Source organism: Mesorhizobium sp. L48C026A00 (genome assembly GCF_000502375.1).
Classification (GTDB): domain Bacteria; phylum Pseudomonadota; class Alphaproteobacteria; order Rhizobiales; family Rhizobiaceae; genus Mesorhizobium; species Mesorhizobium muleiense.
In genome coordinates this window covers 17,877-27,858 of record NZ_AYWU01000055.1, presented here as the reverse complement: position 1 = coordinate 27,858, position 9,982 = coordinate 17,877, and the positions used below count along the sequence as shown (strand labels likewise).

Annotated in this window: 8 protein-coding genes and 4 pseudogenes; 4 read left to right on the top strand and 8 right to left on the bottom strand. The window is 59.0% G+C overall.

The window, feature by feature from the left end:
- A pseudogene (locus X738_RS86705) lies at positions 1-403 on the bottom strand (hypothetical protein); the annotation flags it as partial.
- Between the two features lie 62 nt (positions 404-465).
- On the bottom strand, positions 466-1,350 hold the full coding sequence (locus X738_RS79210; protein ID WP_023803966.1) for a 3-keto-5-aminohexanoate cleavage protein: 885 nt from the start codon (positions 1,348-1,350) through the stop codon (positions 466-468).
- A 696-nt stretch (positions 1,351-2,046) separates the two neighbouring features.
- Between X738_RS79210 and X738_RS85640 the strand changes: the two genes are divergently transcribed.
- Both X738_RS85640 and X738_RS81920 read left to right on the top strand, forming a co-directional pair.
- Positions 2,047-2,454: a hypothetical protein gene (locus tag X738_RS85640; protein ID WP_156942765.1), complete on the top strand. Its 408-nt coding sequence runs from the start codon at positions 2,047-2,049 to the stop codon at positions 2,452-2,454.
- A gap of 154 nt (positions 2,455-2,608) precedes the next feature.
- Entirely contained in the window at positions 2,609-3,379 is a 771-nt protein-coding gene (locus X738_RS81920; RefSeq protein WP_031257072.1) for an SDR family NAD(P)-dependent oxidoreductase, read from the top strand.
- Here the strand turns inward: X738_RS81920 and X738_RS84080 are convergent.
- From X738_RS84080 to X738_RS79180, 6 genes and pseudogenes are all read right to left on the bottom strand, one after another.
- Positions 3,325-3,608: pseudogene (locus X738_RS84080) on the bottom strand (hypothetical protein); the annotation flags it as partial. The gene X738_RS81920 and the pseudogene X738_RS84080 sit on opposite strands and share 55 nt — an antisense overlap.
- Before the next feature lie 157 nt (positions 3,609-3,765).
- Positions 3,766-4,500, bottom strand: coding sequence for an IS21-like element helper ATPase IstB (gene istB, locus X738_RS79195; protein WP_023803963.1), 735 nt, complete (start codon positions 4,498-4,500; stop codon positions 3,766-3,768).
- On the bottom strand, positions 4,433-6,001 hold the full coding sequence (gene istA / locus X738_RS79190) for an IS21 family transposase (protein ID WP_023803962.1): 1,569 nt from the start codon (positions 5,999-6,001) through the stop codon (positions 4,433-4,435). Before istA ends, istB begins: the two co-directional genes overlap by 68 nt.
- A gap of 505 nt (positions 6,002-6,506) precedes the next feature.
- On the bottom strand, positions 6,507-6,977 hold the full coding sequence (locus X738_RS79185) for a thioesterase family protein (protein ID WP_023803961.1): 471 nt from the start codon (positions 6,975-6,977) through the stop codon (positions 6,507-6,509).
- A 76-nt stretch (positions 6,978-7,053) separates the two neighbouring features.
- A pseudogene (locus tag X738_RS84075) lies at positions 7,054-7,243 on the bottom strand (CoA-transferase); the annotation flags it as partial.
- A 16-nt stretch (positions 7,244-7,259) separates the two neighbouring features.
- Positions 7,260-7,954 (bottom strand): annotated as a pseudogene (locus tag X738_RS79180) (CoA transferase subunit A).
- Between the two features lie 122 nt (positions 7,955-8,076).
- On the opposite strand from X738_RS79180, the gene X738_RS79175 reads away from it, so the two are divergent.
- Together X738_RS79175 and X738_RS89480 are read left to right on the top strand one after the other, a co-directional pair.
- Positions 8,077-8,649, top strand: a complete 573-nt coding sequence (locus X738_RS79175) for a LuxR C-terminal-related transcriptional regulator (RefSeq protein ID WP_023803957.1) — start codon at positions 8,077-8,079, stop codon at positions 8,647-8,649.
- A 208-nt stretch (positions 8,650-8,857) separates the two neighbouring features.
- Positions 8,858-9,343, top strand: coding sequence for a Mu transposase domain-containing protein (locus X738_RS89480; protein WP_373420504.1), 486 nt, complete (start codon positions 8,858-8,860; stop codon positions 9,341-9,343).
- The last annotated feature ends 639 nt before the right edge of the window (positions 9,344-9,982 follow it).

The window sequence follows — 9,982 nt, the reverse complement described above, 5'->3', positions numbered from 1 at the left end:
CTCGAAACACTCGTGAATCAGCTGTGACAACAGCGAGTTTGGCTTTTGGGGGCAGTTGGCGGAGCAGCGCCGGCACTAAGAGCAGGCTGGACATTACTACCGGGACACTTACCGCCGCAGCCACCGCCGCCTGATGCCGAACAGCAGAGCCGCAGTCCGAGCTGATTACGACTGCGCCTCGCTCTACCAGCCTCCGAGCTGCTTTCACAAACGCAGGCTCGAGCGCAGGTTCGCCCTGCATCACAACATCCGCCCAGGCTCCCTCGACGGTTTCCGATATCACGGGTAAATCGAAAGTAGCTGAACTAAACAGCGAGCCGGACGGCGCCGGCGGCGTCACGCCGGATGGCAAGCCAGGTTCCAAGTCCAAAATTCCAAGGCAGCTTCCGGTTTGCGACCTCATTTCGGCCTCCATAAGTTGTTAGTCCGCTATTATCGTTCGTTGCATGGGATACGCGAGTGCGGTCATCCGCGCTTTTTGACGCAGAGAATTGCCCGTGCTTCAGCAGGTGTGGCGACGCTGGCGCCCATGCGCTCGATGATCCCAACTGCATTGTCTACGAGCTCGGCATTGGACGCCAGCACCCCACGTCGGAGATAAATATTATCTTCCAAACCTACCCGGACGTGCCCGCCCATAGCCACCAACTGTCCAACCATCGGCATCTCATCTGCACCACAGCCAAATCCACCCCAGACTGCCCCGGAAGGCAGAATCTCACGCATTGCCTGCACAGCGCTCGGCACAGCGGGAGCACCACAACCTGTGCTGAGGCAAAATTGGAAAAGGGGCGGACCGTCAACTATGTTTTCGGAGATGAGTTTCTTACCGATTTCAATGTGGCCTAGATCGAAGCATTCGAGCTCGGGCTTGACACCAGCCTCGCGCATGAGTGTCGCCATCTCTCGCAGATCGGACATACGCGCAACAAAAATCCGCTCCCCAAAAGCCATCGTTCCACAATCCAGGGTGCTAAGCTCTGGCTGAAGTTTGACGGCGTGGAGGCAGCGTCCAATAGCGTTCTTAAGTGTGCTCGACTTTCCGATTTTTTGGGGGTCCAAAGAATCAAGTTCAAGTTCACCATCCATTCCACAGGTTAAGTTGATGATGACATCCGTCGCCGCGTCCCTAAGCTTCTTAACAACCTGTTCATAGAGCTCAATTCGGTTTGATGGGGCCCCCGTGTCAGGCTCACGGACGTGAATGTGCACAATCGCAGCCCCAGCCTTCGCAGCTTCCAGTGCAGCCTCCACGATTTGCGACGGCGTCTTGGGAATATTTGGATGCTTCGCAAGAACCGCGGAACCCCCTCCGGTGACTGCACACGTCACAATGATTTTCCGCGACATCAGAAACTCCTACTTCGGTATCGTCTTAATTGTTTATTCCGGCGCCATGCACTCGGTGGCGGCGACGAGTGGTCATGCTACCAAAAGGTGGGGGGCGGCGGCCGATCTTCAATCTGGCGGATTCTTCATGCGCCTCACGTGTTCGTCAAATATTGATTGTCGCCGCCGACCATCTGGAAGCCAGATGACAGTGTGCGGTCGCTGGTCGGAGAGCTGGGTGGAGGGGTCCCCCTGCGACGAGGCGCGGTAGAGCACCTGAATGCGAGACAGTTCGAATCAATGAACCTTTGACGTTCGCAGCACTCGCAGAGACTGCGGTCCTACCTGTGAGCTTTTAATAGGTTATCCATTCGGTCCCCCAGGAGAAAGCTGAGTTGTCAAGCTTTAGCGATTCTCGGAGAATCAAATGCACATCCATAAGAATGCGCACCTGACGTTACTGCATCGAGAGGAGATGGCCCGAGACGTTGTTGAAGGCCGTCTTTCCAAAGCCTGTGCGGCGCGGACCTACGGGGTGACGCGGAAGGTGGTGACACGCTGGATGGAGCGCTCCGAGCCGCGGGACGCGCCGGCATGGTCGACCCTCCTCGAGGCCGAAGACGAGCCCCGAGGCGAACCGAGGCCTCGGCGGAGAATGCGATCGAGGCACTGCGCCGGCAGCGCCTAACCGGTAAGCACATTGCCAGGGAAACTGAGGTGTCCGAGACGACGGTGAGCCGGGCGCTGGCACGCGCCGGCCTGTCACGGCTGAAAGGCTTGGAACCGGCCGAGCCGGTGCGCCGCTACGAGCGCGAGCATCCCGGCGAACTCATCCATCTCGACACCAAGAAGCTCGGCTGGATTGGCTCTGTCGCATCACCGGGCGATATCCTGGTGCGGTCAACCGCCATATCGGCAACGACAAGCCTCGCACATCGCTTTTTTCTGAGTTATGCCCGATCAGCGCAAAGAGAGCGCTGTCGCCTTCCTCGAGACTGCCGCAGCTTATTACGCAAACCCTTTGCACCAAGCGCCTACTGTCGAAACACCCCATCACATAGACCCTATCTCAAAATGAGATGGGGCCGTTCGGGACATTATATTGGCAACACCTATTCTAACTGAAGCATAATATTTGGACAGAACACACTGCATTCGCCCGCCATTTCTCAGCCCGCTGGCCATCCAGCAAGCTCACTGCCACCGCCTCGCCAAAATCGACCGCAGATGCGACTTCATGATCATGAAGTAAAATACGACCTAAGTCAAGGATGACGGTATGATAAACTTCGATTTGCGAAATAAAAAAGCTATTGTAACAGGAGCGGCTTCCGGTATCGGTCTTGCCACAGCGACAAAACTAGCAAGATCTGGCGCCAGTGTCGCGATAAATGACTTACACACAAACGAAAAGCTGATGGTTGAAGTCGCTAAACTAAGGGACGAAGGTCTTGACGTTTACAGCGTGCCGGGAGATGTCAGCCAACCAGGTTCCGCGGCACAAGTTGTCTCTTCTGCCTTGGAAGTGCTCGGCGGCCTTGATTATCTAATTAACAACGCTGGAGCACCCGGTACGAAATCGCCAATCCCTGTAGATGACTTTGATGCTCTTACACCCGCCTTCTGGCAGAAGATGCTGGACGTTAATCTATTGAGTGCGTTCTGGATGACCAAGGCTGCCCGTACCGCTCTCATCGAGAGCCATGGCGCAGTGGTCAATACGGTATCCACAGGCGCATTCGCGTGTAACAACACTAGCAGTACCGCATATGCCTGCGCCAAGGCCGGGTTGGTTCAACTGACTAGACATTTGGCCAAGGCTTTGGCACCTCGGGTGAGAGTTAACGGAATTGCACCCGGAGCGGTAAATTCTCCTTGGGAATGCTCATGGGGGGGAGACGCCGAGGAGTATGCGCGAACCGCTGTTCCGCTTCAGCGTATCGGTCAGCCTGAAGAGTATGCGGAACTCATAGCGTATCTCGCGGCAGGCGCGTCCTACATAACCGCCCAGGTTGTAATAGCGGATGGTGGCGTATTCCTTTTAAGCTGAAGAATTGCAGAACTTAGTGCGAGGTACATGCGATTGACCCTTTTGCTGAGCGATGCGAGTTGCACATAAACGGTCGGCAAATGATCCGGGTCCGGGCCGATGGCCGCTTTCAAGGCCGCCAGGTTAGACAGTTGTGGACGTCTAGCGTTCCGGCAAGCTCCTCGGCCAGTTCACGCTCGCAGCCGCGATGATGAGCCAGCGCCAGGAGTTCGACGGTGATCTTGCAAGCCTACCCTGTCAATGACCACTGAATCGGGACCCTGGTTTTTGGCGCAAAAGGGACCCCGGTTTAGGGGTGTTGAGAGGCACGCCGGTGAGCTCCCGATCAGGCGAAGCTGGTCGGGGTTGCGCAGCCTGATCGGGTGCGGCTGATTGGCTCTTCGACTTTAGCTTTGAGAACGGTTTTTGAAGCGCCAGGAATCGTTTTCTGTTTCGACGATCTCGCAATGATGGGTGAGCCGGTCGAGTAGCGCGGTGGTCATCTTTGCATCGCCGAAGACGCTCGGCCATTCGCCGAAGGCGAGATTGGTGGTGATGATGATCGAGGTGCGCTCGTAAAGCTTCGAGACCAGATGGAAGAGCAACTGCCCGCCGGCCTGGGCGAAGGGTAGATAGCCGAGTTCGTCGAAGACGACGAAGTCGAGCCGGGTGAGATGGTCTGCAATGCGCCCCTGGCGGCCGGAGCGGGTTTCGGTCTCGAGCCTGTTGACCAGATCGACGACATTGAAGAAGCGCCCGCGTGCTCCGTTGCGAATGAGCGCCCGGGCAATGGCGATGGCCAGATGCGACTTGCCGGTGCCTGTCCCGCCGACCAGGACGATGTTGCGCTGATCGGCGACGAAGGCGCCGCCAGCGAGATCGCGGATCAGGGGTTCGTTGACCGGCGTGTCGGCGAAGTCGAAGTCCTCGATGTCCTTGGCCAGGGGCAGCTTGGCGACGGTGAGCTGGTATTTGATGGAGCGGGCCTGCTTCTCCGATATCTCTGCCTGCAGCAGATCGCCGACGATCTTGGGCGGCTCGTGCTGGCGCTTGATGGCGACGCCCATGATCTCGTCATAGGCCGAGCGCATCCCGTAGAGCTTCAGCGTTCCCATCAGGTCCAGTACTTCGGCGCGTTCCATGGCTGTTTGTCCTCCTGAGACTGTCATAGCGGGCGCAGTCGGCGATCGGCTCGTGGGCCAGCTTCAGCGCTTGGGGAATGGAAAGGATCGCGCCCGGCGCCGGATCGCGGCTGCGGGCCAGGATGTTGAGGATCACCGCCGCGGATGAGACACTATGGTCGAGCGCTTCCTGGCAGGCCGCCTCGACCGCGCTCAATCCGTCGGTCAGCACGCAGGTGAGGATCGACACCATCTGACGATCACCGTCATCGGCCAGCTTCAGCTTGCGGCGCACCTTCTCCATGGCCGAGGGCAAGACCCATTCCCGGAACGGCGCGCCGTTGCGCAGGCCGCCGGGCTTGCGAGCCAGGACCGGCACGTAGTGCCAGGGGTCGTAGATGACTTCGCCACGGCCGAACGAGCGGGCATGCTCGCCCACGACCGCACCGTCCTGACGGATGACGATCCGGTCGGCATAGGCATGGATCTCGACGGGCCGACCGACAGCGCTCGACAGCACCGAGTATTTGTTGTTGTCGAAGCGCACCGTACACGTCTTCGACACCGACGCGGGAATGCAATGGAAGCCGTCAAAGCGCCCGGCATAGGGGATGAAGCTGGCGCGCTCTTCCTCGAACACCTCCCACACCGTGCGCTCGCCCTGCTCGGGATGCCGGTGCGCCTTTGCATAGGCGACGCATTTGTCGGTCAGCCACCCGTTCAAGTCCTCCAGCGTCTTGAAGCGCAGCCTCGGCGTGAAGAAGCGCTCGCGCACCAGCCCAACCTGGTTCTCGACCTGACCCTTCTCCCAGCCCGCCGCCGGCGTGCAGGCCTCCGGCTCGACGAGGTAGTGGCCGCACATTTGCAGGAAGCGTCGATTGTAGCGTCGATCCCTGCCGATGAAGACCGCGTCCACCGCCGTCTTCATGTTGTCGTAGATGCCGCGCGTGCAGGTTCCCTTGAAGAAGGCGAACGCCCGGTCATGCGCGTCGAACACCATCTCCTGCGTCTCGCGCGGATAGGCTCGCACAAAGAACATGCGGCTGTGGCAAAGGCGCATATGCGCGACCTTCACCGTGACCGTCACGCCGCCCAGCAGGACGATCTCGTGGCTCCAGTCGAACTGGTAGGCTTCACCCGGCGCAAAGCTCAGTGGAATGTAGGCTTCAGCCGCAGCGCTACCGCGATCCATCTCCCAGTTCTGCGCGTGCCGCCACACCGAACTGTAGCTGCCGTCATAGCCGAGGCCGCGAAGCTCCTCGTAGACCCGGATCAGCGTCAGACGCTCCCGTTGCGGCTTCACCGCATTCGCCGACAACAGGCGATCCAGTTCCTCGCGCCAGGCGCCCATCCGGGGATAGGGTTGATGCTTGCGTTCGTAGCGGAACTCCGTCTCCCCGGAACGCAAAACCTTGCGCACCACCTTCCGGGAGATCTTCAGCTCCCGGCAGATCGCCTTGATCGACTTTCCCTGAACCAGCGACAGCCGGCGTATCTTCGCAATCGTCTCCACAACCAACATCCAAAACAAATGCCTCCGATGAAACTGGAGGCACTTTGACAACCCCGCCGTTAAGGGGGCCCGTTTGGACGAAAATCACCCCTTAAACGGGGTCCTCATTCCACCAAAAATCACACCTACCCGTCAAGTAGCTGTTCGACGAGAGGTCGAAAGCCCTTCGATCTGGCCGGGGGAAGAGCTTGTCGCGATAGACCAGGTTTGAGAAGCGCCGATTGTCCGAGCCCCAACGTCGGATCGCCGAAATTCGTGGCTTTGCTCACGGCGGTCGGGCTTGTTGGCGTGTTCGCGCGCCCACGATTTGGTCAGCCTGATCGGCCGCCTCAGCCCACTGACGACCGGCGTATCGCCTGGGCGCTCACGGTCTCGGCTATGGAAGCTTTCGCGACGATCCGAGTTCTTACCCACATCATCACGCCTCCAACGGAGCCGGTCGACACCTCGAATCCGCCGCCTATTAGCGTACACGCATGAAGGTGCCGCCGACACAGACGAAGATCAGGTAAATTCATACTATTCTCGATATGCCCATTCGGCGACTGACAATGCCTGGATCGAATTTTCCACTGTCCGCCTCGACACCGCGTCCAAGCTCGGCCAGTACATCCGGCAGGAATGGTTCTACGCGGCGCGATAGCAGGTTAAAATTCAGGAAAAGCTGTTCAGCTGTCGACAGTAACGTTCCGTCGCCACGCACCATCGTTTGCGCGACATGGACTCGCTTTTCGTCAAGGTCGGCTATCCAAGTAGTTAGGAGCAAATTGTCGCCGCGCATCGCTTCTTTCTTGTAAGCGACCCGCGCTTCGGCGGTGACGAGGCCAGAGGTCATCGAACCATCCGGACTTAGACGTATCGAAGCGTCGAGCCGTAAATCCGCAGCTTTACTGAAGGCTGCCAAATAGTGCACCATATTCATGTGCCCATATCCGTCGATAAGATCGTCGGTCACCATTGTCGCGAATTTTCGGGTCGCATCCATCTATTTGTCCAACCTCGTGTAATGTTAGAGATTACAGTGCCGCCCTTATTGCTTGTTCACAGTCTACTCACACGTCGCTGATGAGATCGGCGTCGATCTCGTCCTCGGCCGGGAATGGCCCGATGCCGAGCAGGCCGTTCTCCGACTGCAGCGTCACATGAATGCCGTCGGGAATATCGTTGGCGACCAGCTCGGAATGCCGATGCCCAGCCGTCCTCAAGCTCGCGCGCGGCCCGCGCCGCCATCTGGTTCCTGTCCCAGGCTATCCTGCCGCCCTCCCCTTCAAGCCGCAGCACGCGTCGTGCGCTGTTCAATGCGTTTCTCGTGCTCGCCCTGGATCAGGCGGTGCACATAGATCCCCGGCAGGTGGATCTGGTCAGGCTCCAGGCTGCCGACGGGCACGATCTCCTCGACTTCGGCGACACAGATCCGGCCGCAGGTGGCAGCCGGCGGGTTGAAGTTGCGCGCTGTCTTGCGGAACACGAGGTTGCCTGAGGCATCTGCCTTCCAGGCTTTCACAATTGACAGGTCGGCGACGATGCCGGTCTCCAACACAGTTGTCTCCCCGTTGAAGATCTTGTGCTCCTTGCCGTCTGCCACGACGGCGCCCACGCCGGTTTAGTGTAAAAGCCGGCGATGCAGGCACCGGCACGCATGCGTTCGGCCAGCGTCCCCTGAGGATTGAACTCAAGTTCCAACTCCCCGCTCAGGTACTGGCGCATGAACTCGGCGTTCTCGCCGACATAAGAGGAGATCATCTTCTTGATCTGCTTGTTCTTGAGCAGGACGCCAAGCCCAAAGTCGTCGACGCCGCAGTTGTTCGACGCGATCGTCAGCTCCTTCGTACCCGCATGCCGTATGCCATCGATCAACAGCTCGGGAATGCCGCAGAGCCCAAAACCGCCCGCGGCTATAAACATCCCGTCGAATAGCAGACCCTCCAAGGCATTTGGTGCACTGGGACAAACCTTATTCATCTTAACCTTCGCTTTGCGATGCTCGCGCCTTTTCGGCGGGACCTCGTATCGCGGCAACTTTGCGGATTGCATAGGAAACGACCATTGGTAAGAATACGTAGTCAATACGTGGAGGACTAACTATGCCAGGTTCGGCCAGAACGCGAGACCTAGGCAATCTTGATCGCATCGGCTTCCTGCATGCGCCGGACGCGACGCTGGTGCTTTCCAATCGCGTCATCCTGCGGGCAAGCCATCGCGTCCAGTCCGTTTTTGGCTGGTCGATCCGCGAGGTGGAGGGACAGTCAATGCGGGTGCTCTACCCCGGTCAAACCGATTACGAGGTGATCGGCGAAAAAGCCCGCCGCGCCATGCAGACCGATCCCGTCTACCGCGACACCCGCTTCATGCGCCGCAAGGATGGGGAGGTGGTTTGGATGGAGGCGCATGGTGCCGCGCTTGATCGGGATGATCCACAGGAACTGGCAATCTGGTCTTATCGCCCGGTCGCGGCAGAACAAAGCCACGGTCACGGCCTGACTGCGGCAGAGGCGCGGATAGCGCGCTATCTTGTTAACGGCTTCACCAGCAAGGAAATGGCCCGGTCGATCTGTTGTTCCCCGAGGACTGTAGAAGTCCATCGCGCGAACATGATCGCAAAGTTCGGGGTGCGCAACACGTCCGAGCTGGTGGCGCGGCTGCTTGCCGCCCGATAGACGCCTGCGCAAGCTCAGCGTCGGGCGTGTTCCCGGCCAGCGACCTACGCCGCTTGCCAACTTCCCGTTCAACGATTCGAAACGATCTCGCCGCGCCCGATGCGGCGGTGACTTTCAACAACCAGACTTTCTTTTCCCTGGACGAAGGCAGACCCATCCGGGAGGCTGTGGAGCGGATCAACACCCAGGTTATGCTCCGAATGGACTAGTGCCGTCGCGACCTGTTCTAGGCGATGGAACAGCCCAGCCCTCGCCGTGCTGCCGGAAATACAAGTTCGCCGAATGGCAGCTGGCGCATGTATCGACAGACCATCATGTCGAGTTCGAGCGCTTTTTCTACTCCGCGCCGCATAGCCTCCTCCGAGAGAAGGTGGATGTCCCGGCGACGAGCCAAACGATCGAGATCTTCTTCAAGGTTAAACGCGTCGCTGCCCATCAGCGCCGCTATGGTGGGGCCGTTTTGGAACCGACCCAGACCACAGCCCAGTTCGCACCTCCGCTACCCGGAATGGTCGCCGGAGCGCTTCCGGCGTTGGGCTCGCTCGATCGGTCCACAGACCGAGGGGCTCGTCACGCCATCCTTGCCCGTCGGCTACATCCTAACAGGGGTTCAGAACAAGCCTCGGCGTTCTCAGGCTCAAGCAGGCGATCAACACGACGCAGTCCGAAGCCGTTTCGGCCCGTGCTTCCGTGATCGGCGGCCTGAACTGCAAAAGCATCAGCGCCCTCATCAAGTCCCACAAAGCCTCCAGGCACACTGCATAACCTGCCGCCGTCGGCGAGCACGCCCATCTTCGCGGCCCAGGCTACTTTCATTAATTAATTAGATAGGTAATCAAAAAATGCTGATCATTCCACCATCGACATGCTGCGCGAGCTCGGCCTTCCGGCATGGAAAACGCGTTCCAAGAACTTGAGACGCAGCCGGATGCAAATCCCTTCAGCACGGCGAATAGCTGGCCCTCCTGCTCGAAGGGAGGCGACGACGCGCCGCCAGAAACGGCGCCCAGATCGAGAACGCCAATTTCCGAGATGGGGTTCTCTGATCGCGGAGCTGATTGCAAGCTCCTTTTCGGCGTATCCATGTTCCTGCCGGCTCTGTGGTTCTCTTCGCGGTTAACACCAGGTCGCCGCATGTTGGCGTTCGGGACGTGGGTGCCTCAATGTAATCGACGCAGTACCTTAAATCAGGGCTGCCTCCCCATCTACGAGGTCACCAACGCCATCGTCCCGGCAGGGACATTCACCGCCGAAAAGGGCGGATCTTGCTTAATGCTTAGCTGGTGATCACGCGGTCGCCTCCTCCTTCGACCAGCGGAATTCGCTGCCGTCG

Bases quoted from the DNA above. Each gene is read 5' to 3' on its own strand.
- X738_RS79210 (WP_023803966.1), bottom strand. From the start codon at position 1,350: ATGTCGCGGAAAATCATTGTGACGTGTGCAGTCACCGGAGGGGGTTCC.
- X738_RS81920 (WP_031257072.1), top strand. From the start codon at position 2,609: ATGATAAACTTCGATTTGCGAAATAAAAAAGCTATTGTAACAGGAGCG.
- istB (WP_023803963.1), bottom strand. From the start codon at position 4,500: ATGGAACGCGCCGAAGTACTGGACCTGATGGGAACGCTGAAGCTCTAC.
- istA (WP_023803962.1), bottom strand. From the start codon at position 6,001: ATGTTGGTTGTGGAGACGATTGCGAAGATACGCCGGCTGTCGCTGGTT.
- X738_RS79185 (WP_023803961.1), bottom strand. From the start codon at position 6,977: ATGGATGCGACCCGAAAATTCGCGACAATGGTGACCGACGATCTTATC.
- X738_RS79175 (WP_023803957.1), top strand. From the start codon at position 8,077: ATGCCAGGTTCGGCCAGAACGCGAGACCTAGGCAATCTTGATCGCATC.